Here is a 22,442-nt window from a genome sequence, read left to right as displayed (position 1 = left end):
CCAGATTCATGTCTGGAACAGTGTGTTTATCATGGCAACGATTACGTCTACTGCGGCCCCGCGGAACATCAATTCCGTTATGCATTTTTCTCAACGCTTATGCGCTTTAGAGAAACAACGTCCGTATTTAGACAGGGTTTTAATGCCTCGGTCATTCACTCAGTGTCGATAGTCGATAATTACTTCCCAGCAAATTAAATAAATAAAAATGACTGTCGGGTATTGATGTCGACAGAGGCCTAAATAAACGTGAAAGTACGACACGCTTTAGCGTTGACTATTTTCATCTGAAACAACACGATGGGACGTAAGTTTATTGGCTCACGCCCTTTGCTGACACCACGCCACGACGTCTGAAAACGTGCTGAAAATAACTTGGGGTTCCGCCGCCGCTAATACCTCACGGTTTTGAATACCGTAATCCACGGCGATCGCCGGGCAACCGACCTGATGTGCCATCAAAATATCGTGCGTGGTGTCACCGACCATCACCGCGTGTTCAGCCTTGGCCCGATAGTGTGCCAGTATGCGGTCACCCGATTCCGGCGCCGGTTTTTTATTCGCAACTTGGTCTGCGCACACCACGACATCGAACAACGTCGCAATCCCCGCCGCGGCTAATAAGGCATTCGCACTGCGGGCGAACTTGTTGGTGGTGACCGCGAGACGAAAACCGGATTGTTTTAACTGTGCTAACCCGCTGGCAACGCCGGGAAATAACAGTGAGGGCGCCATGGGTAAAATCAGCGTCTGGAATTGCCGCAGATACTCGGCCACGCAGTCATTGACGGCCTGAGGGGCAGCCTCCGGCGGCAAAAGCTGCATAAAGGCGCTTTCCAACGGCAGGCCGATCGTTTCGCGAATCTGTTCGTCATGCGCTGGCTGTGGTAACTGCAACTGCTGAAACGTGGCGCGAAAGGCAGAAACAATCGCCGTCGCTGTATCAAACAGGGTGCCGTCAAGGTCAAACATAATCACGCTAAGATGAGGTTTCATGGATGCCATCTTCTTACTATCCCATACACACTGGGCTGGAAGCCGTAGCGATATTGGGCGTGGTTAATAATTAGGTTGTTTAATCAAACCGTCTTTTTTATTTTCTATTTCCGGGCGATAAACCTGCTCTTGCCAATCATCCGGCGATACCGCTTCCAGCGCGATGGAGACGACATTGGCACGGCAGCCAAATGCGCGGGTTATGGCCTGTGCAATGTCCTCTGCGAGCGTGTGTTGCGCCGTTTCTGATAGCGAAACGGGGAAGTGCTGAATTTTTACATGTGGCATAGTACGTATCGTTTCCTTATGGTGGGGGAGTGCGAGTGTAGGAGCGCGTGGGAGCCATGATTTAGCCGTGCCGCGTGCCAAAATAACGGTCACCAAAGTCACCAATACCCGGCTTCATAAAGGCTTGCTCTGATAAGCCTTGCTCAATCGATGAGGTCACAAATTGGATCGTCGGATAGCGGTCAAATAAACGTTTAACGCCGCTTGGCGATGCCAATACATTGACGACGCATATATTTTCCACCGGTACTCCGCGCTTTTGCAGCGTTTCTATCGCCATGATCAGTGAACCGCCGGTGGCCAGCATCGGTTCAAATAGCAAGATTGAACGTTCGGCAATATCGTCAGGGAAGTGAGAATAGAAATATTTGGGCTGCTTGGTGTCGGGATTACGCTGGATCAGTATTTTCCCTATCGGCTGGCTGGAAAACATGCGGCGATACTCGCCTTCAAAGCTTTCTCCGGCGCGAATAACCGATACACCGCAGACGCCACGGGCTAACCTTAATCCTGCATAGGTTTCGCCAATCGGGGTAATCACGTCCTGTTTTTCATAGGGCAGTAACGCGGCGGCGTTGACCAGCAATTGGCGTAACAGTTGATCGCTGTAATATTCAAAGCAATCATGCTCTGCCTGATTATTTCGAATTTTGGTATGTAAATATGTCAGGTAATCACTCGGGGGCAGTACATGGATATTAGGATGCTTCATCAACCACTCCTCGTTAACGTTAACCGGTACGCATTAATCCGCAGGCGGGAACCCCGACGCGTGGAAACGCATCAGGGCAACCGTTTGCCCGCGCTGCAACATGAATTATTTAAGGTATCCGTTACGGATAATATTAAAAGAACCGTATGAGTTATTCAGTTTATTAAATGCATCTCTTTTAATGCGTTTAATACTTTTACCGCGACGGCGGAGCAGCGGTGCTCATCCGTCGAATCGAGCCATGCCACTTCGGCAATTTCTGCATCGGGTTTAATTTCACCGCTAAATGCGGCGCTGAAACAGCGAATATTAACCCACACCCCCGCGGTTTTGCCGTCCGCTTGCCCTTGAAATTCGCCCATTGGCGTGATGCTGTCGCTGATTAATGCCACGGAGAGTTCTTCTTTTATTTCTCTGATTAACGCGTCGTTATCACTTTCTCCCGCCTCACGTTTACCGCCGGGAATATAATAAGCGCTCTTATTATGTGAACGTGCCATCAGGATTTTTTTATCTTGGATATAAATCCAGCCTAATTTATCGATAATTTTTGCGGTTGGGGCACTGTGCATATTATTTGTCTCTTAATCCAGATTTGGCGCGTGTTCAAACGACGGCGGCAATTCAGGCGTGGCGGTAAACTGGTGTGCAGCCGCGCGATACAGGCTGCATCTTGTGCGCAGCCACAAGCGCTTCATCACATAAACTAATTTGGGATTATGTTCTTCTTCTTCCTCTACCGCACGCGCGGTGAGTTGTTGCCATTCGCGCTCCCAGAGCGGATCGTCGATGTCGTCATGACTGTTGGCATAAATCTGCTGGAGAGCGGCTAACTTATCGGGTTGCGCCAAATTATTGGTAGCAAACAACATGCATTGCATACCGACCCAATAACAATTCAACACGTTCTGCACATCTTTCTCAGGTAAGTATTTGGCGATTTGCTCCATCGCCAGCAGCGACGTCAACAGGTGCAATAGCAGGAAGTTCCCCGGTTTGCTCAAATAGATCAGCGTAACCGCCTGATAGAGTTGCGACCAAGCCAGCTCCGAAGGTTGATTCGTCAGCCAGGCGGGTTGGCGATAAATTTCCTCATGCCCCAAATACAGCACACAGGCAATGCGGTATTGCAGACCGGAACGCTGCAGTTCGGGATGAATGCAGGCTGTGATTTCGGCGGCAGGCGTTTCAATGGCCGCCGTCTGCCATGCCAGCATCTCTTCTCGATGCGCTTGCCAGTGGTGCGCTAAGCGCAAAATAGAGTCGAAAGCCGTCGTTTCTTGGCATTGTGTATCAGGCTGGGCGCGATGGCCATGGCATGGCACATAAGAGTAAGCCATATACGCCAGACCTTCGGCGATCATCTCTTCATGTTCGACCAACAATGCCCAACCCAGATGAATGGTGCCGTGCGTCAGTGAGCCAACCCAACCGGCGAGCAGCTCTGGCATATAGGTCGCCAGGGTTTTTTCTCGCCCGTGTTGGCGTAGCGCTTGCAGGAAAAAATCACGATAGGCACTGAAGCTGCTACGTTTTCCCAATAGGCTGCGCCAGTTTGTCGCGTCAATCTGGTGCTTGGCGGCTCTTGGTGGTTCCAGCCCCATGCCGTAAGGCGTCATCTTGGCGTAGCGTTGGTAGTACCAGACAATACGTTGTTCCGCGACACCCAAGCCTGCCAAAGCAATCACCGCATGTTTGACATGATTGGTTAAATGGCCGTTGAATTCGATATCGTATTGTTGATCTGCTAACAGCTTATTTATCATGATGATATTTCTCTAATGTCGATAGGATGATCCCGAGGGTTATCAGCCCTACGCCCAACAGCCGGATAAGATGATAGCCGCCACCTTGGCTAATCACATCAAATAACACCGCAGAAAACATCTGTCCGCCAATAATTAATACGGAGGTATTAAGCGCGCCCATTTTGGGAAATACATAGCTGCTGGTTGCGACAAACAATGCGCCACACCCACCGCCGATCCATGCATAGGCTGGAACCATCGACCAATGAAATAGGTTTAATTGCTGCCAATAAAAGAGGGCGACCATCAAGGTCAAAAATAAAAAGCCGACGGAGTGGTTCCACAAAGAGGTGCGAAAAGCGCCGATAGTAGAACTCAACTGCCCGTTAATCACGCGGGCAGAACTGATCATCATACCGTTCAATAACGCAATAAAAATAAGCGAGTGCATGGATATATCCTAGAGGCTATAAATAATAAGAAAACAACCGGACATAATTAGCGCTAGAATTGCGAAATTTCGGCGCGTCAGCCTGCGTTTTTGTGAACCAAATAAACCAAAGTGATCGGCAAAAAATCCGAATAACAACTGGCCGACTAAGCCAAGAGAAATCGTGCTGGAGAGAGGAATACCGCCGTTCATTGCCATCGTAGCTAAAATTACGGTAAATGCGCCGGGTATCCCACCGAAATATAGCCACTTCGGTATTTTTTGTTGTTGATTATTCAACGTTTGCGGTTTTTTTTTAACAAACAAGATAATAAGCAGCAGTGAAACCACCATGCCAATACCGTGTGCGACCCAGGAGGCAACAACGGGCGTTGTATTCTCAGACAGGGCACTGTTGGCTTGAAACATTAAGGTAAGAAAAAAGCCACTGAGAATAGCGATAAAAATATTCTTTAAATTACCTATCACGATTTAAAACCTATGTATTAAAAATCACCAAAGTGATATTACCGTCACGATAATGCCCAACGTGATGACTATTTCCGTGATCGCTGTACGCGTAGAATTGGCAAAAAAAATACGCTCACTGATACACTAAGTCAACAGCAAGTTAAACATTTCTTAACAATTCTTTGATGGTGAGTTTCACCCGTGGGTCTTGACGGGGGAGGCGTCGTGGCCAAACGGGCGTCGGCATTTCGAGAACCGTAACGTGGGCTGTCCATTCAGCAGCCCGCGTATTTGTAGCCGTTGCCAAGGCAACTGGAGTGCCGTTTGCTAGGGGGCGCCGTCGGGCTCAGGTTTGTTTTGCGGACGATGTCGAGATAGCCAACACCAGCGACTTTATTTTTTCAGCCTTCTCGAAGTGGTCGAGTTTCATCTCCATGATCCACCAATGTGCAACCTCCATCAGTAAAACAGGATCATCATTTTTGTTGGCAAAAAAGGCATAGAATGACAGACCCACGTCATTACCTTTAGCCGCAATTTTGGCTTCACACGTCTTAACAATTTTCTCTCTTAGACTGGCTCTCATATTCGCTTTCTATGTTAAGCCGCGTGGCTTTGCAGGATTGGCTCAACAGGCTAAATCATTAGCCACGGTTTGTGTGTTTTGCATCGATGCAGAGGGGGATAAAGAAGATAACCCATGCAAATTGCTGGCATCGTGTCGCAATTAGAGCAGAGATTCTACTCTGTTCGCCGTGTGTTATTGATCGCCTTTGTGCTCCAGTAAGCACAGAGCAAGCGACATGACAATCATAAAGCAAATATATGATAGTGTGTTGTGAGTAAGAGCGCAGCGTTGCTTAGCATCAGGGATCAGAACAAGAGTACTGCGTGGCACACATTAAACGCTGATGGCGCAGGGGAGGTATCAACACTCTTTTGCCGCCGGTGGGGTAACGGCCAACCTATCAGAAACCCCATTTGTGGCGGCGAATAGGTTGGCACGTTGCGTCATTCTGAACGAGGCCAGGCCGACCTGATCCTGGCTATTTAGAAGGTGACGCCAGCGCCAACGTAAGGGCCGTCGATCAGCGTGCTACTCGGGCGGCCATCTTTACCATCAACGGCAGCATAGCGATAGCCCGCTTTAACCGTCAGCAGAGGGATAGGCTGCCAGCTCACGCCACCGTTGGCTTCAACGTAGTTTTTAACACTGTTGTTCAAGCCTTCTGGCGCTGAATAACCTTCACCAAAGACGGCGATGCTATCGGTAACGTTGTACGCAATGCCACCGCCGATTGGGAAAGCAACCCCGTTATCACCCTTTTTAGGGTTGATATACAATGCCTTAGCGCCCACATTAAGCGTTAAAGGCCCCAGCCCCAAGTTATAACCTACGCCAGCACCACCGACCTGAGTACCGTCTTTGACGTTTTTGGTCCAGTTACTTTGCACATAAAGACCAGAAGAGCTTTTGCCCATTTCCAAGTCAAAGTTAGTATAAGATTTACCGACCTCACTGGTGAAACCGACGGCAAACGCTGAGCTTGACGCTAAAATAAGGGCAAGTGGGCAGACTTTAAGCATAAAATTCATTTTAAACCTCCTAAAAAAAGTGAGTCATACTACCACGCAACACCGGGTGAATGCAGAGAGAGAAACCGCCGTATCAGCGCTACCCCTCGTGAAAGCGGCCGTCAATAGGTCTGTGTGATGTTTCGTTCTTGATTAAGCGTCTCCTGCCAGTTTAAACGTGCAAACGTTACTGAAACCGTCACAGCGTGACGGCTCAACCGCTCAACAAGGAGCAGACACCTTGACACAGATTGCTACCGTAAGGGAAACCCACCCGAGTACAAGTCGGCGCACTGTTGCGTAGTGAGTAAGAGATGAGTAGTACCATCATTGTTAAAGCGAGGGCGCGCAAGCGACGTTTCATTAGCGTGGCAGAGCGTCTGCCACGCCATACAGTGTGCTTAGTTGATGGCTAGATTGTTTGCATCAAGGCTTTTATTGGTCGGGCGATCGTGCTCGGTCAGCGCGCTCAGTAGTGGCTCGAGTGTAGGGGCTTCAATCAATTCCTCAATGCAGTATATTAAGCGCTGTGCATTTTCCCGCATGCTGCGGCAGGGGGATTGCGCGCAACACTGCAGAAATTTTTCGCGTATGTCTTGCATACCCGCGGGGTTTTCCGGCCAGCCGCGGCCAAACTCAGCCGCCAGCCTCAGCGTTTCTCCCTGTCGCGGTTCAATGTGCAGTTCAAAACGATCGAAGCGCTCAAAAGCGGGTTGTTCATGGATCGCAATACGTTGTGCCAGCGCGACGACCTCAGGATCGGTTGCCGATTGTGCGTTAAACTCCTGCGCGCTGGCGCGGCCGCGTAACAGCGCGTTGGCAATCACGTAACGTGCGCTGAATTGGGCATCAATTTCGGCCGTATTCTGCGGTTCGTACGGTGCTCCGCAAACCATGCGCATCGTGGGGGAGGCGTGCAAACTGATTTTAGCGTGTTCAAGGTGGGGTAAGCGGCAGTGCAGACCGGCATTCAGCAGCGTTTCAGTCAGCGCCAGTAGGATACTGCAATGCGGATAGAGTTTGAAGCAGGTCGCCTCTTCCCCGTGAAACGTTACGCCAAGCTGATGAGTCAGTAATGAGAGATCGGGTTTGCCCGGCGCATAGAGGTTAAAAAAACCGTTCTCGCCGCTGAGTACCCGTTTGGGGCCGCTAATCCCGGCCTGCGCCAGTAACGCGGCTTCCAGAGCGTGGCGCGCCACCAATCCTTGTCCGATGCGTACCGCCAGCGTTTTATCCTGATAATGCTGGAAGGTTCCGATACCAAAGTCGAAGGCTAACCCGACGGCATCGGCAAAGGCCCGGCGATCGAGCCGCAGCAGACGCGCGGCGATCACCGCACCGGAAAACAACCCAAGAATATTGGAGTCGAAGCCACGATAGAAAAAACCGTTGGCTTGTGCGGCCAGATTAATACGTTGCGCAACATCTTGCCCAACAGCCAGTGCGGCCAACATATCCAACCCAGAAGCTCCGGTAAGTTCCGCCGCCGCTAGCGCTATCGGAATATCTGAGGAACTGGGATGCCAGCCGGGTGATAGCACGTCGCAGTAGTCGAGTGCCCGGGCGCGAACCGCATTGACGAATGCTGCCTGTGGTGCGGCAAGCCGCTCTTGCGAGCCGATGATCCGCGCTTCTTCGCAGCTGCTCCAGCGTCTTGCCAAGGTTAATGCAGCCTCAACGCCGCTCTGCGCGTAACCGGCCGCCAGGCAGCCCAAATTATCCATCAGGCGTTTGCATTGAAATGCCAATACCGACGGTGGCACCATGCAGGCATCCACCTGTGTGGCAAAATCGACCAGCGCTTCAATCGGATCGGGTTGTACTTGCGTCATATTATTCTTCCCTCATGTCACTCTTGTGATTTACCCAGCACCGTAGTTTGCGAATGCGTATGGAGGCGGAAACGTGGATGGAGCATAATCAGCAGCCAAACGGTCATTGCGATGCTAAGCAAACCGGCCCAAAGCATTGCGACGCCAAAGCCGCCAGCAAAGGCGTTATGCGTAAGTGTCTGTAGCCGCTCAGCATCCAACGGTGCACTGACGATCTGCTGTTGTTCAATGATGGCCGCCCGCGCGATGTTAAGCGGCGTTTCAACGCCTTGAGCTTGCAATGAAACGGTCAAGACATTTACCGCTTTCATGCTCATCAAGGTGCCTAACAGCGCGATGCCGAGTGTCATACCGGTTTGCCGTAAGGCATTCATCGTCGCTGAAGCCATGCCAGATCGTTGCGGTTCGACGGTACGCATCACCAACGCGCTGGTGGCGGGCATTGCCAGCCCCATGCCAAGCCCCAGTAGTGCCAGATAGGCGGCGACGATAGGGTAGGTTGAGTCTGCCTGTAACTGAGTGAGCAGCAGCAGCGCGATACCGATAAAACCGTATCCGGCAATCATCAGCGAATTGACACTCAGCCGGGCGGAAAGACGACCAAAACCCGAGGCTGCCAACGCCATAGCCAGAAACTCTGGTGCCATACGCCAGCCGGTAGCGGCGGGGCTCCATCCCTGCGCTTGTTGCAGGAACAGCGAGACGAAAAAGACGCTGCTGTAAGATGAAAAACCGAGCACGAAAGAGGCGCAGTTATATCCAGTAAAGTCGGCTTTGCGGAACAGATTTAGTTGCAGCAGCGGACGCTTAACCCGCATTTCGACCCAAATAAACAGCGCGAACAGAGCCAGGGCGGCATACAGCGGGAAGCGTGATAATGCGCTGTGCCAGCCGAACTCGCCAGCGGCGATCAGGCCGTAGGTCAACGCTCCCAGCCACAGAATGCTCAAGCCCTGACCGATCGGATCGAGTGCCGCCTGTTCTGGATGTGCACTTTCCTTGATCCCCCAACCGCCCAATACTAAGGCGATGATCCCCACCGGAATATTGATCCAGAAAATGCCGGGCCAGCCGGTGGTATGCACCAACATGCCGCCGAGGACCGGGCCCACGACCAGCGAAAGGGCATTAACGGATGACCAAATACCGATGGCGCGTGTACGTTGCTGTTCTTCTGGAAAAGCGTGTGTGAGTAGCGATAGGGCGCCGGGTATCACGGCTGCACCGGCGATCCCTTGGATCATCCTGCCGATTAATAACATGCTGAGGCTGGTGGCAAACGCGCAAACGATCGATCCTAACGTGAACAGTGCGACGCCATACAACCAGATACGTTTACGACCGAAACGATCGCCGAGTGGACCAGAGGAAAGGATCAACGCCGAAAGGCAAAGCGCATAAGCATCAACCACCCACTGTAAGCCTGACATATCCGTTTGTAATGACTCCAGCATTGTGGGCAACGCCACATTGACGATGCTGATGTCTAGCGAAGCCATAAAGGTTCCCAGACAAATGGCGGTGACCAGCGAGATCCTGCGCATTCCGGACATAAAGCTTCTCCTCGAACAATCAATGATGATAGTGAAAACTATTCTCACTTTATATTATGACTGACCGTCGGTCAATTGCGGGTGTATTGATCTCGCCGCTGCAGGTTATCTAGTCAATGGCGACAACATTGGTTACGATGACCGTTGGGCTACCAGTGGATGTTAAGATGAAAATAAAACAAAAAACGCAAGAGACGCAGCCGCGTACCAAACCCGCGGAAGTGCGGTTGGATGAGCTGATGGACGCAGCACAGAAGCTATTTATTGAGAAAGGATTCGAGGCGACGACCATCAGCGATATTGTGCGTGACGCACAGGTTGCCAAGGGGACTTTCTATCATTATTTTCCGTCCAAGAATGAAATATTGTCTGCATTGCGCATACGCTTTACCAAACATTTTATCGAACAGATCCAACAAGCCATTGACGCATGCCCACCGAATGATTGGATAGCCCGTCTGTGCGCCTGGTGCGATGCCGGGGTTGCGACCTATTTGGAAGGCATGGCGTTGCATGACGCGCTCTATCACGATCATCATTACCACACCCGGGGTAACCAAGATCGCGATGCAGTATTGGATCAGATCCTGACGATTTTGAACCAAGGGGCTGCCGCGGGAGCCTGGCAGTTGGCTAACCCACATTTAACCGCCATCCTGATGTACCACGGTATGCATGGCGCGGTTGATGACGTTATGGTCAACCCTAACGCCGACCGCAATACGCTGGGTGCAGCGCTGGCGCAACAATTCATGTATTTACTGGGGTGTCGGTAGACGTGGCTGCGGCGGAGTTTAGCGCTACCCAGTAGCCTGGCTGGTAGGGGATAGGCAGGTAGCGGGTAAACAGCTCTGCCAACGTTGCCTCCGGGTTGAGTGCGTGAAACAGCTCAGGATGAAACCACGCGGCTAACCGCTCAATGGCAACAAAGTTAAACGGGTGGTCGTAAAACGGATGCCAAATGGCATAGGCCTGCCCGCTGAATGCGGCGTGCAAGGTACGATAAGCCGGACGTTGCATCAATGCCCTCAACCGTTGTTGAGCTAGCGCCAGATCGGCGCCGGGGCCAAGATTGACCCAGTCGCCGTTGGGCGAATACTGGCTCCAATTACTGCCGGTCACCACAATCTTGTCAGGATGAGAAGCGATGACCATTTCTTGACTGAGCGCACCGTAAACGCTGTGGATATGTTCCCCGGCCACATTGACGCCACCGGCGCAATCCACCATTTCACCGTAGTTCCCGTTGCCCCACGAAAGACAGCAATCGTCGTATAAACCGGCGGCGCGCTCCATCATGATCCGCGGGCGAGTCGGCTTATGCTTTGCCAGCGTGTTCGCAATGTGGTCTAGCTGCCGTTGGCGAAAGCGGATTAGGCTGGCCGCCCGTTGTGGGCGGTCAAACAGTTGTCCCATGATGGCAAGGCTGCGCGCGCTGTTACGTATTAAATCGATGCTCATATCGACAAAGACGACGGGAATGCCCGCCGCCGTTAACCTGTTCATCAGCCCATTGCCCTCGACGGCGAGCCGGGTATTCAGATTGAGCACCATAACCTCTGGCCGCAGCGCAATAAGGCCTTCCAGATTAAATTGCATTTGTTGCACGCCAGCAAAGGTGGGCAATTGAGCCAGTTCAGGGAAATAGCGGCAGTAGAGCTGATAGCTGTCGAGATCGGCCGTGCGGAAATTATCGCGCCATCCGATCAGTTTTTCGCTGGGCGCGGCCGGATTCAGAGCCGCCACGGTATAGAACAGGTTACCTTCCGCCAAAAAAATGCGCCGCAGCGGATAGCGCAGCGTTACCTGACGACCGGCGATATCGGTCACTACCTGGCTGTTAGCCTGAGCGCGTAGTGCTCGCATCGAAGAGAGTAGCGCCAACGCCCCCAGCGCCTGAATGAAGTGACGTCTTTGCATCAAAAATACCAACTGACCGAGCCAACAATGCTACGCTCAATGCCAATGCTACAGTAGGGAGCGCTGGTACAACTGGCGACGTAAGATTTGTTGGTCACGTTATTCACCGTCAGACCCAGTTCGAGAGCATATAAACGCGGATCCCACGCGCCCGGCGAGTAACGTAGTGCTACGTCGCCAAGCCAGGTTGCAGGAACCTTAAAGGTATTAGTGCCATCGCCCCAGCTCGATCCCAGGTAGCGCGCGCCACCGCCGAGCACAAGCCCGCGCAATGCACCTTGATGAATACGGTAATCCAGCCACAGCGAGCCGGTTTGAGCCGGTACGCCGACCGGATGGCGGCCTTGCGTGCTGTCGGTCGCGGAGGTGACAACATTGTTTACCCAGGCATAAGCCAGCATCAGATTTAGGTTATGGCTTAACGCGGCTCGGGATTCTATTTCCATCCCGCGTGAACGTACTTCGCCTGTCTGGGTGTAGTAGCTGGGATTTAACGGATCAATGGTATTCACATCGCGCTGGGTCAGTTGATACAACGCCAGACTGGTCATCATCGCGCTGCCGGGCGGCTGAAACTTCATCCCCGCTTCGTATTGCGTAGAGTGGGTCGGTTTGAACGGGGCGCCATCGGCATTGGTGCCGGTCAACGGATCAAAAGCGGTTGACGTGCTTACCCAAGGTGCCAGGCCGTTATCAAAGGGATAACTCAGACCGGCGCGATAGCTCCAAGCGGTGTCATTGGTTTGCGTATGGGTGGCGGCCAGATTGTTATGCGTGCGGATCCGTGACCAGTCGTGCCTACCCCCCACCAGCAAGTGCCAGCCGTTCCATTGCAATGCATCCTGGCTGTATACGCCAACCCGATGAAAACGCTGTGTCGTCGAGCTTTTCGCAGCCGGAGACGGCTCAAAGATGGGGCGATAATGCGTGGACCAAGGATCGAACGTGACGGTTTGCGATACCCAAAGATCTTTATCGAGTTTGCCGGTTTGGTAGTCCAGTCCGCTTAAGATCTGATGGTGGATTGGGCCGGTTGTGAGCTCGGCAATCACTTGATTATCCAACGCCAGGCTATCGGCCTGACTGGGCGCGTCCTGATAAACGGCGGTTAATTGTTGTGCATCGGGCGTTATTGCACGGGTGAAGTCGCGGCGTACGGCGGAATCGACATGGGCGTAGCGCAAATTCTGTTTTAATTGCCAGCGATCGCCCATGCGGATTTCTAGCAGCGAGGTGACGTCATATTGCGTGCGGCTGGAATGCTCATGTGCCGGGTTACTGTAATTTTGGTGGGTGTCGACTTTGCCGCGTGGGTTGGGCAATAAACCTAGCACCTGCGCAGGTAACGTATTGTAGTAACCAGATTTCGGTTCGCGCAGGTAGTGTGTCAGTAGTGTCCAGTGAGTGCGATCGTTAGGTTGCCAACTTAGCGAAGGTGCAAGGTAGAGACGTTGCTGTTTGGTGTTTTCGATCTGCGAACCACGGGTAGCCGCCAACCCATCAAAGCGATACAGCCATTGCTCGTCATCGGTCAATGCGCTGGTGGTATCGAGGCTGAGCGATCGCGTCTGGTTATTACCCATTTCCAATTTCAGTTGGTTCGATGTTGTCGCGGAAGGGCGTCGGGAACGCATACTGATTACCCCGCCCGCTCCGCCCTGACCATATAGGGTCGATGAAGGCCCATGCAGCACTTCCACGCTTTCCAATCCCCAAGCTTCAATTTGCGGCCCCCAAATGCCGGTATTGCCAATGACGCGCAGGCCATCCAAATAGTAATCCGCCTCGAAGCCGCGCATGCGGCCAAAATCGACGCCGCTTGAAAAGGCACCAAAACGTTCCACTGCCACGCCGGCGCTATAGCGCAGCGCCTGACTGACGGTGTTTGCAGCTTGTATATCTATCTGCTGGCGATTCACCGCTGACACAAATTGCGGTACGGCGATAAGCGGTGATGAGGTTTTTGTTGCGACCGTCGTTTGGCTGACCACGTAGCCGGGTAACGTCTCACCCGTTTGCTGGTCGGAACCGGTCACTAGCATCGTTTCTTCTGGCGCGGCTAATGCGGCAAGAGGGGATAAACCCAGCGCCAACGTCCAGATGCCGCCGTAGCGTGAGCGAAATCCGTTAAGTGAGTTCACAACAATCCCTCCTTGAATGGATCTTGACCGGTGAGGCGAAACCCTGTGCAACAACGTAGCGATAAAATACACATTGACCGACTGGCGGTCAATGTGAATAATTATCAATACCATTTAACGATTGGATAAAATGATCATGACGTTTACAGATTTGTTGGCACTGTTGGTTGAGCTCGGCATACCCGAAAATGTGTTGCAAGACGCAGATGGGAGTTGGCAATTACGCCAGGATCTCGCGTTGAGTTCTGCGGAGACGGTTGCCCTTCAAACGGGGTTGAAAGCGCGCTGTGATGTCTCGCTATCGTTATGGGGAGCGCATGATTATTCATTAGATGAGCTAATTGAAAAAATGAGACAAGCAAAATGAATTTTATCAGACGTGCCCAATTAATTGATTTAACAAATTTTAATTATTTGATGCTGGTCTAATAATCATAATTTCAACAAATAATTCATTGCAAATTTATTGACTGACGGTCGGTCAAGATGTTTTATGGCGAGCAGAAAAATAACATTGTTGTGAATCCACTTAGTTTTCATTGTGAGCCAGTGTAGAGATGAGAACATCGTTCAATGCGGTGTCAACAGGCTGTTTGTTTAGCGAATTTTTATTTAAATTTTCAAATAAAACAATTAGTTAATTCATTACGGAGTCGCTATGGTTACTGCTGAGGATTCAATCAATCAGCGTATGTTGCGCGCCCTGCGTCAACATACGACACGTCCCGCGCTTTATGAAAACGGTGAGTTTTATGATTATTACTGGCTGCACAGCGCCGTCGCTTCGACGGTGATGCGTTTACGCCAGTTGGGTATCGAAAAGGGCGATCGCGTCGCTTATCAACTGCGCAACACGCGTGAGGCCGTTGTGCTGATGCTGGCGACGATGATGCGAGGCGCTATTCCGGTGCCGATATTGCCCTCTTATCGTGAAAAAGAACTGCATCACATCCTGCATTTGACCGAGCCTAAAGTCATTGCGCTACAGCGCTGTACCCGCCGCTATAGCCCTCTCTCCGTCCTACAGCATTTGATTACCACGGGTCTGAATATTGATGTGGTGTTGGCCGAGGATTATGACGATGCAGGCCATGATACCCGTTACCTCAACTTACAGAATTTCTGTACGCCGCTTACACCCGCCCCTGAACTTGATGCCGTTACGCTAACGCCAGATGATACGGCGATGATGTTGCTTTCAAGCGGCACCACGGGCTTACCTAAGGCTATTGCCCGCAAGAACGGCGGGTACAGTTATATGATTGACTGCGGTAGTGATGTATTCGCCGTAGATAGCAAAACGGTTTACTTTGCGGCTATGCCGGTTTCGCACGGATTCGTGATTAACTGCCCAGGGATCCTAGGAACGCTCTCGCGCGGTGGGGCAGTTGCGCTGGCTGATGCGCCCTCGGCAGAAATAGCGCTGGAGGTGATTGAGCGTTGCGGAGTGACGCATACCACGCTGGTGCCAGCCTTGCTGGCGCAATGGAGCGAGCAACAACAACGCTTACCGCGCAACATCGCGTCATTGTGGCATGTGCAGGTAGGTGGCGCACGGGTATCGCCTGCGCTGGCTGCCACCTCTTCACGCATCCTCGGTATTACCCTACAGCAATGTTACGGCATGAGTGAGGGGCTGCTGTGTTTTAACGCATTGAATGACGACGATACGCTGCGTTTTCGCTCGCAAGGACGGCCGCTTAGCCCTGATGATGAAGTGCTGATTGTTGATGACGCCGGCCGCGAATTACCCGTTGGGCAATCGGGGGAACTTATCACCCGCGGCCCTTACACCCTGACCGAATACTACCAAAATCCGCAGGCAAACCTGACGGCCTTCACCTCGGACGGTTTCTATCGCACCGGTGATTTGGCCCATGTCGACGAAGCAGGCAACGTTTTCATCGATGGGCGGGTCAATGATGCTATCAACCGGGGGGGAGAGAAGTTCAGCCCTAGTGAAATCGAAGCGTTGGCGGAACAGCATCCATCGGTGATACGGGCAGCCTGCGTGGGCATAGAGGATGCACTGTACGGCGAGGTAGCCTGTCTGTTTGTCACCTGCCGTGATGATTCGTTAACGTTGGGTGTCCTGCGGCGCTTCTTTGAACAGCAGGGATTAGCCGCATTCAAAGCGCCAGAAAAGTTGCTGATTGTTGATGCTATTCCGATGAAAGGCATCGGCAAGATCGATCGTCTGGCGCTGCGCGAAAGATTGCGTGGGCAGCGTCAGCTTAACCTAGAGAACGCAGCGGGGCTGAATCTATGACGATGTTAAGTCATCACAATGGTTGCGTGCTTCGGCTCAGCCGCGCGTTTAGCGCACCGGTGACCAAGCAATTGGTGGTATTCCCACATGCCGGCGGCAGCGCATCTTTCTATCAACATTGGCGTGATGGATTACCGGACGATGTGGATTTGTTCATCTTGCACTATCCCGGGCGTGAAGAACGGCATGCCGAATCGGCATGGGAGACGGCACAACAGGCCATTGACGCCTGTGCGAATGCGTTGCGTTCATCGCTGGGTATCGCGCCGATCGTGATGTTTGGTCATAGCATGGGAGCGCTATTGGCGATGCAGGTTGCCGCTGCACTGCGTGATTCGCGTTTCCAGGCCAAAACCGTGTTGTCGGCACAGCGCACACCGTCTGAACTCCAGCATCTGCAACAAGAAAGCCAGCGCCAGACGCTTTTGGCGCACATCCTGACCTTCAGTGAAAACAGTGGCGATCTGGCACTGGATGATCTCACCCGTCCCATAGTCGCCCAGCTTATTTTACAGGACTTACAGTTGCTGGCCCACTTGGCGGCTCTGCCGTTGCCTGATATCGCGCTGCGTATTATCGGCGGTGATAGCGATCCTTTAGTCAGCAAGTCGTCGCTATTGCACTGGCAAAAAGAGCACGCCAACAGCCAAGTTGAGTTTTTACCGGGCGATCATTTTTACTTCATGCGGGATACCTCCGCATTTTTACGCCAGCTGATGCACTAATGCGCTGGTTCGTTCGTCAACGTTATGGCCTTGAAGGAGCATCTGATGAATTTTGAGCTGTTTAATCCGCAGGATGGTGTGCCGGACACAGAGAAAGCCTTTACTTTATTCCCGCAGTTAAAAAAATTTTACGCAATGCTGGGTAATACTCCGTTGATTCCAGTGCCCTCACCGAAGGGGAAAGCGTCAATTCTTGCCAAATTCGAGTTTGAGAATCCGTTTGGGTCGGTAAAAGATCGCACGGCATTTGGTCTGTTTTGCGACGCCATCAATCGCCATGATTTCGCCACAGGCGAACTGAAATTGCTTGATGCTTCGGGCGGTAATATGGCGAAAGCGTTGGCGAAACTTGGCGACATGTGTGGCATTGCCGTCCACGTGGTTATTCCTGATTCCTCGCCGCAAGCGTTGGTCGAAACGCTAAAAGGCGATAATGCCATCGTCACGCTGGTGGATCGCAATCAGTTTTTATTGGGTGTGATTGCGCGCAGCCAGCAGATTGCGCATGAAGACAGCAGTTGGACGCTACTCTCACAACATCTCAACCTGGTGAATACCGCTATGCATCAATATCAAACCGGGGCTGAAATTCGCCATCAGCTCAATGGCACCCTTGCCGATGGTTGGGTGTCTGCGGTCGGTACGGGGGGCACATTGTCGGGGGTCGCAGCCGCGCTGCGACAGGACAACCCGCAGTTGAGTGTGTGGGGTAGTACGCCGTGCGAGCTTCCCTACGGTACGCTGAGCGCGCCGAATGGCGAAGCAAAATTTGCCGGTGCAGGAGGCTTGGGTTTTGGGTTCCGCCAGCCGTTTATCAACCAGCTAATGCCGCATGAACCGCCGTTTAATCCGGTGTCTTACCGCGAAGCGCTGAGCGCGATGTATGAGTTCACCCAATTAACCGGCGTTAAGATCGGCGCATCTTCAGCTGCGAATTGGAAAACCGCGTGGAATTTGGCGGAAAATCTGGCGCCGGGGCAGCAGGTGGTGACGCTATTCGCTGATGCGGGCAGCGATGTCGAACGGGAAAAAGGACGGGAATGGTTTAATCACGCAGAAACACTCACAGTATAACCGCGCTTTATTAACGCGAATTGAGGATTAAATAATGGAAATAATGCAAGGCAATAATAATGTATTGTCCGAGTTAATTATGCTTGCTAATAATATTCGACAACAATTGTTTGCAGGCCGGCAGTCGGTTGATATTGAGCGCGAGTTAAAAGAAAAGGAGGGGTATCATAATATTACGATTATTTCCGTCGTCGAACGAGCGAATATTACCTTTAATGCTAAAACGGAAAGCGGTCCTAATGTGGGAGATGCCAATTCGCATACCGATCAATTGGTGGATGAGCGGGGACAAGACTTTGGCACCATGACCGGCAGCGGCTGGAAAATTGCCGCCTTGACCGATGGCAGCGTGGTGTCTTGGTATCATGAAACGGCAGAAACTCCGTTGGGTAACATAGAAACCGCAGGGATTTGGAACTCAAGTGCCATCTGGGCCGGGCAGTGGCAATCGTTGTTTGCGGCGGGCGTTAGCGGTGACGTAATGGGGAAAATCGGCGTACGGCAGATCTATCAGGATATTCCGCGTGAAAAGTATCTGACGCTCATCGTTCTATTACCCATCGATCAGGTAAAAAGCATCATTAAAAAATAATTTACAACGCATTTATATTTTATCTATTTAAGAGGTAGGTATGCACACGTCTGTCCAATGGGATGTCATTATTATTGGTGCTGGGCCAATTGGTCTTTCTGCAGCATGGAATTATGCACGAGAAAATAGCGGGCAAAAAATATTGGTGCTGGATCAGCATGCGTTATTGACACAATTAGCAGGCACGAGCGGTGAGGAGCGCCATTGGCGTTTGCAGTATTCGGAATTAGATATATTTCGTCTGACGCTTGAAGCCGATAAATTATGGCGGCAGCTGGAACAGCAGGCTGACAGGAAATTAATTCATCGCATAGGCAGTTTATGGTTTGGGGATGCGGATGTCTGGACTAATGAAGGGCAAATCCGTCAAACCATGACGTCGATGGATGAGATGAATTTACCGTATGAACGGCTAACGATGGCAGACATTGAACGCCGGTACGGCTTTACTGCGCTGGACAGTAATTACGAAGGTTTCTTGCAGCGTGATGGTGGCGTGATCGATGTCAAAAGTACGTTGATGGCGCTGTATTCGCTAGCTATCGACGCGGGTGTTGCCTTTCAGTTCCAACAAACTGTTAAGGCGGTTGAGCCCGATGCGCGTGGCGTGGCGGTACTGACCTCAGAACACCGTTATCGAGCGCGTAAAGTATTAGTGGCCAGTGGCCCAGGCAGCAAAAAGTTGCTGCGGCAACTGGATATCGATCTGGCGTTGTCCACCTTCGAGATGGCGTGCGTTAGCATGCTACGCAGCCAACGATTAGAGACTAACGATCCATTCTGGTTTGCCTTCCAGCCGCCGGTTGAAAGCGACAGCAATCTGTTTTATGGCTTCCCCCCCAACCCTTGGTCGGTAAACGGTTTCGATCGGCTTGGTACTGATTTTGAGGTGGATCCGATCACCGAAGAGAATGCGCCGAGCTACCGCGCTAATCCACAGCATGTAGAGCGTGCATTGGAGTTTGCGCGTCGGCATATGCCTTTTCTGGAGCCCGACCGACAACACTCTGCGTCGAGTTGTTTGGCAGTGTTGCCGAGCGATCCGACGCGCCAATTTTATCTCGATAGTGCGCAGGGGCGTTGCCATGGCGGCGAACATCTGGTGGTGTCGGCCGGCGGATGGGCATTCAAATTTACGCCTCTGATGGGGCAGATTTGTGCCGATTTGTTGGCGGAGCGGGAGCCACGCTGGGATATCAGCGCATTACGCTTCTAAAGGGAGAGCCTTATGCAGCAGGTAAACAGCAGTGAAACGGCGATTGCCTTGGTTGGCATGGCCTGTCGTTTTCCCGGTGCCAATAATATCGACAGCTTTTGGCATAATCTGATCAACGGCGTTGAGTCGTTGGTCTGTGTTGATGAGCACGGCGCCTCTGCCGATGCGGGGCAGTTCCAGCCGGTTGCGGCACCGTTATCTTGCGATATTGCAGGTTTTGACGCGGGTTTTTTCGGCCTGAGCGCCCGTGAGGCGTTGCTGATGGATCCCCAACACCGTCTTTTTCTTGAGTGTGCTTGGCACGCTCTGGAAAGTGCGGGGGTGATGCCGGGCGGGCTGGACGATGCTGGGCTGTTTGCCGGTTGCAGCAGCGCTGATTATTTGCGGCAGGCGCAAACGTCAGCGCTGTGGCAGACGCTGAATCCGTCGCCATTCGAACAACAGATCGCCTGTGACAAAGATTACCTCACTAGCCGGGTGGCCTGGCATTTAGGAATCGGTGGTCCGGTGTGTAACGTACAGGCAGCCTGTGCGACTTCGCTGGTGGCGGTGTATGAAGCGGTGCACGCATTGAGAAGCCGCCGATGCAATATAGCATTGGCAGGAGCATGCACGTTGCGGATCCCCCAGTTGGCGGGCTATTTCGCCCAGCAGGGTATGGTGTTTTCCACCGACGGCCATTGCCGTCCCTTTTCAGCCGATGCTAGCGGCACGGTATTTGGCAGCGGTGTGGCGGTGGTGGTGCTAAAACGCTTGCCTGATGCTTTGGCCGCAGGCGATGACGTGATGGCAGTGATTCAGGGCGTGGCGATGAATAATGACGGAGCCAACAAAGTCAGTTTCACCACGACGAGCCTACAGGGGCAGAAACGTTTGCTGCAACAGGCTTTGGATGATGCGCAACAGGTGCCCAGTGATTTTCGCGCTATTGAAGCGCATGGCACCGGCACGTTGGCTGGCGATCCGATTGAGTTTGCAGCGCTGAATCACGTCTTTTCTGGAGCAACCTGGCGCCCTGGGCAGTGTGCTCTTGGCGCCGTTAAGGCCAATGTGGGACATCTAGAGACATGTGCAGGCATGGCCGGTTTGATCAAGGCGGCGCTACAGATTCGGCACGGCTGGCTGACGCCGCAAATCAATTTTTCCGCCGTCAATCCAGCGATACCGTTAGCGAATAGTCCGTTTGAGGTGCTTACTGCGGCGCAACGCTGGCCGGAAGACGACGCGCGTCGGGCCATTGGCGTCAGTGCTTTCGGGATCGGGGGCACCAATGCCCATGTGGTGTTGACGCGCCCGCCGCGTAAGGTACCGGTCACCTCGGCTGGGACATCGCTATGTGGCGATGTGGTGCCGGTCAGTGCGCAATCTGAATCGACTTGGCACCGTCTGGTTAAGCGTTACCAGCAGCGTTCGCCGTATCACGAGCGTGAGCGGCTGGCCTGGAGTGCGCAGGACGGCAGGAAAGCGCTGCGCTACCGTGGCACGTTGCATATTGACCATTCAGGTGTATTGAGTGTGAAAGAGAATGTCATTGATACCGGTAAAGGGCGTCTTAAGGTCGTTTTCCAGTTTCCCGGTCAGGGCAGCCAGTTTATTGGTATGGCCAGCTCATTGATGACGCAGGATGCGGTGTTTGACGGCTTGATGCGTGAGAAGTTGCGCATGCTGCAACAACGGGCGGATTTGGATATTTCTGCGCTATTTACCGGGCAGGCAGCGCCTGAGACGATTGCCAATACGGCGTTGACGCAGCCTGCGCTGATCGCCGTAGAAATTGCCTTGGCCGAGCTGTTGATGCATTACGGCGTGAAAGCCGATTGGGTAGTCGGGCATAGCGTCGGTGAGATTGCTGCCGCATGGGCCGCGGGAGCTTTTTCGACCGAGGATGCGCTGGTATTTGCCGCCCGGCGCGGCAGGCTGATGGCTTCGCTTCAGCCGGGCATGATGTTGGCTGTTGAGCTCAGTGCGTCGCAATGCCAGCCCTGGCTTAACGAACGGGTATCGCTCGCGGCAGAAAACAGTGAAACAGGTTGTGTGCTATCCGGTAGCCACTCGGCGATAACCGCCTGTGAGCAGGCGTTGCGGAAACAGGGTATTCGCTGTAAAGCGTTGAATGTTTCACATGCTTTCCATTCGGCAATGATGGGACCGATACTCGACGACTTGGCCGTCATCTCTCCATCCGTGACAGAGAGCGCCCCCACCGCACGTTACCTTTCCGCACTGTTAGCCAGTGAAGTCAGCCTGTCGGCACTGGATGGCGATTATTGGGCCCGCCATGCGCGCGAACCGGTTAACTATTACCGCGCGCTGCAACAAATACCGCAACGTGGCAAAACCTTGTTTATAGAAATCGGCCCAGGCTCGACGCTAACGGCTTTGGTCGCGCTGCGCAAGTCAACCGGTACAACGACGGCGGTGCGTACATTACCTCGGCGCGACGAGGCACAAAGCGAAGGGCAGATTTGGTCACAGGCGCTGCAGAAGATTTGGCGTGCTGGCGGCAATATCCGCTGGCGACGTCTGTGGGCCGATCCACCTTCTCGTATTGCGCTGCCGCTGTATCCATTCGATCCCACTCAGTGGTGGTTAGGCGAGCGCGATTTGCATGGGGCAGAGACGACGCGATCGTCAAGCGTTCCAGCAGACGAATCCGACCCGATGATGGAAACCATCTGGCGCATTTGGGCTGGCGTTCTCGGCCAATATCCTGACTCTCACCACGGTGACTTTTTTGATGCGGGCGGGCAATCGCTCATGGCATTGCGTCTGATGGTGTTGATCGAACAGGAGTTTGGTCGGGCCATCAGCATGGCTGATTTCTTACGGCGTCCGACACCGTGGGGGATAAAAAGCCGCTTAGAACAGGCAGAAGCATTCGAGCAAAAATCCATTTAAAC

The 22,442-nt window shown here is 52.7% G+C and carries 21 protein-coding genes; 8 read left to right on the top strand and 13 right to left on the bottom strand.

What is annotated here, in order from left to right:
- Positions 1-321 precede the first annotated feature (321 nt).
- From ACQKDS_RS11715 to ACQKDS_RS11665, 11 genes are all read right to left on the bottom strand, one after another.
- A complete protein-coding gene (locus tag ACQKDS_RS11715; RefSeq protein WP_399670393.1) occupies positions 322-996 on the bottom strand; it encodes an HAD family hydrolase in 675 nt (224 codons plus the stop codon).
- A 63-nt stretch (positions 997-1,059) separates the two neighbouring features.
- Entirely contained in the window at positions 1,060-1,284 is a 225-nt protein-coding gene (gene pptA, locus ACQKDS_RS11710) for a tautomerase PptA (protein WP_399670390.1), read from the bottom strand.
- A gap of 61 nt (positions 1,285-1,345) precedes the next feature.
- The gene (upp, locus tag ACQKDS_RS11705; protein ID WP_399670387.1) at positions 1,346-1,996 is read right to left on the bottom strand and encodes a uracil phosphoribosyltransferase; all 651 of its coding nucleotides are present in this window, start codon (positions 1,994-1,996) and stop codon (positions 1,346-1,348) included.
- A gap of 155 nt (positions 1,997-2,151) precedes the next feature.
- On the bottom strand, positions 2,152-2,568 hold the full coding sequence (locus tag ACQKDS_RS11700) for an NUDIX domain-containing protein (RefSeq protein ID WP_399670384.1): 417 nt from the start codon (positions 2,566-2,568) through the stop codon (positions 2,152-2,154).
- A 12-nt stretch (positions 2,569-2,580) separates the two neighbouring features.
- Positions 2,581-3,762 carry a questin oxidase family protein gene (locus ACQKDS_RS11695; protein ID WP_399670381.1) on the bottom strand — a complete coding sequence of 394 codons (1,182 nt, stop codon included), beginning with the start codon at positions 3,760-3,762 and terminating at the stop codon, positions 2,581-2,583.
- The gene (locus ACQKDS_RS11690) at positions 3,752-4,195 is read right to left on the bottom strand and encodes a DMT family transporter (protein ID WP_399670378.1); all 444 of its coding nucleotides are present in this window, start codon (positions 4,193-4,195) and stop codon (positions 3,752-3,754) included. The genes ACQKDS_RS11695 and ACQKDS_RS11690 overlap by 11 nt, the downstream gene beginning before the upstream one ends.
- A 9-nt stretch (positions 4,196-4,204) precedes the next feature.
- Entirely contained in the window at positions 4,205-4,663 is a 459-nt protein-coding gene (locus tag ACQKDS_RS11685; protein ID WP_399670375.1) for a DMT family transporter, read from the bottom strand.
- Positions 4,664-4,991: 328 nt separating this feature from the next.
- Positions 4,992-5,231 (bottom strand): DUF6500 family protein, encoded by a 240-nt coding sequence (locus tag ACQKDS_RS11680; protein WP_399670372.1) that lies wholly within the window; start codon positions 5,229-5,231, stop codon positions 4,992-4,994.
- Positions 5,232-5,695: 464 nt separating this feature from the next.
- A complete protein-coding gene (locus ACQKDS_RS11675; RefSeq protein WP_399670369.1) occupies positions 5,696-6,241 on the bottom strand; it encodes a YfaZ family outer membrane protein in 546 nt (181 codons plus the stop codon).
- 380 nt (positions 6,242-6,621) lie between these two features.
- Positions 6,622-8,052 carry an MmgE/PrpD family protein gene (locus ACQKDS_RS11670; protein WP_399670366.1) on the bottom strand — a complete coding sequence of 477 codons (1,431 nt, stop codon included), beginning with the start codon at positions 8,050-8,052 and terminating at the stop codon, positions 6,622-6,624.
- 17 nt (positions 8,053-8,069) lie between these two features.
- Positions 8,070-9,605 carry an MFS transporter gene (locus ACQKDS_RS11665; protein WP_399670363.1) on the bottom strand — a complete coding sequence of 512 codons (1,536 nt, stop codon included), beginning with the start codon at positions 9,603-9,605 and terminating at the stop codon, positions 8,070-8,072.
- A gap of 167 nt (positions 9,606-9,772) precedes the next feature.
- Between ACQKDS_RS11665 and ACQKDS_RS11660 the strand changes: the two genes are divergently transcribed.
- Positions 9,773-10,381, top strand: coding sequence for a TetR/AcrR family transcriptional regulator (locus tag ACQKDS_RS11660; RefSeq protein WP_399670360.1), 609 nt, complete (start codon positions 9,773-9,775; stop codon positions 10,379-10,381).
- Here ACQKDS_RS11660 and ACQKDS_RS11655 read toward each other — a convergent pair.
- Both ACQKDS_RS11655 and ACQKDS_RS11650 read right to left on the bottom strand, forming a co-directional pair.
- Positions 10,356-11,525 carry an ABC transporter substrate-binding protein gene (locus tag ACQKDS_RS11655; RefSeq protein ID WP_399670357.1) on the bottom strand — a complete coding sequence of 390 codons (1,170 nt, stop codon included), beginning with the start codon at positions 11,523-11,525 and terminating at the stop codon, positions 10,356-10,358. The genes ACQKDS_RS11660 and ACQKDS_RS11655 overlap by 26 nt on opposite strands.
- Positions 11,525-13,666 (bottom strand): TonB-dependent siderophore receptor, encoded by a 2,142-nt coding sequence (locus ACQKDS_RS11650; protein WP_399670354.1) that lies wholly within the window; start codon positions 13,664-13,666, stop codon positions 11,525-11,527. Before ACQKDS_RS11650 ends, ACQKDS_RS11655 begins: the two co-directional genes overlap by 1 nt.
- Positions 13,667-13,802: 136 nt before the next feature.
- On the opposite strand from ACQKDS_RS11650, the gene ACQKDS_RS11645 reads away from it, so the two are divergent.
- From ACQKDS_RS11645 to ACQKDS_RS11615, 7 genes are all read left to right on the top strand, one after another.
- Complete coding sequence (locus tag ACQKDS_RS11645; protein ID WP_399670352.1) at positions 13,803-14,033, top strand: hypothetical protein; 231 nt, start codon at positions 13,803-13,805, stop codon at positions 14,031-14,033.
- Between the two features lie 291 nt (positions 14,034-14,324).
- Entirely contained in the window at positions 14,325-15,935 is a 1,611-nt protein-coding gene (locus ACQKDS_RS11640; RefSeq protein ID WP_399670350.1) for an AMP-binding protein, read from the top strand.
- Positions 15,932-16,660 carry a thioesterase II family protein gene (locus ACQKDS_RS11635; protein ID WP_399670347.1) on the top strand — a complete coding sequence of 243 codons (729 nt, stop codon included), beginning with the start codon at positions 15,932-15,934 and terminating at the stop codon, positions 16,658-16,660. The genes ACQKDS_RS11640 and ACQKDS_RS11635 overlap by 4 nt, the downstream gene beginning before the upstream one ends.
- A 45-nt stretch (positions 16,661-16,705) precedes the next feature.
- Complete coding sequence (locus ACQKDS_RS11630; protein WP_399670344.1) at positions 16,706-17,734, top strand: pyridoxal-phosphate dependent enzyme; 1,029 nt, start codon at positions 16,706-16,708, stop codon at positions 17,732-17,734.
- Positions 17,735-17,768: 34 nt separating this feature from the next.
- The gene (locus tag ACQKDS_RS11625) at positions 17,769-18,326 is read left to right on the top strand and encodes an allene oxide cyclase barrel-like domain-containing protein (RefSeq protein WP_399670341.1); all 558 of its coding nucleotides are present in this window, start codon (positions 17,769-17,771) and stop codon (positions 18,324-18,326) included.
- 40 nt (positions 18,327-18,366) lie between these two features.
- Positions 18,367-19,542 (top strand): NAD(P)/FAD-dependent oxidoreductase, encoded by a 1,176-nt coding sequence (locus ACQKDS_RS11620; RefSeq protein WP_399670338.1) that lies wholly within the window; start codon positions 18,367-18,369, stop codon positions 19,540-19,542.
- Between the two features lie 12 nt (positions 19,543-19,554).
- On the top strand, positions 19,555-22,440 hold the full coding sequence (locus tag ACQKDS_RS11615; RefSeq protein WP_399670335.1) for a beta-ketoacyl synthase N-terminal-like domain-containing protein: 2,886 nt from the start codon (positions 19,555-19,557) through the stop codon (positions 22,438-22,440).
- The last annotated feature ends 2 nt before the right edge of the window (positions 22,441-22,442 follow it).

The sequence above is a fragment of the Serratia sp. NPDC078593 genome (assembly GCF_050268245.1).
GTDB lineage: Bacteria > Pseudomonadota > Gammaproteobacteria > Enterobacterales > Enterobacteriaceae > JBNNGK01.
The sequence above is the reverse complement of the archived record's forward strand: the minus strand, read 5'-3'. Positions and strand labels throughout refer to the sequence as shown.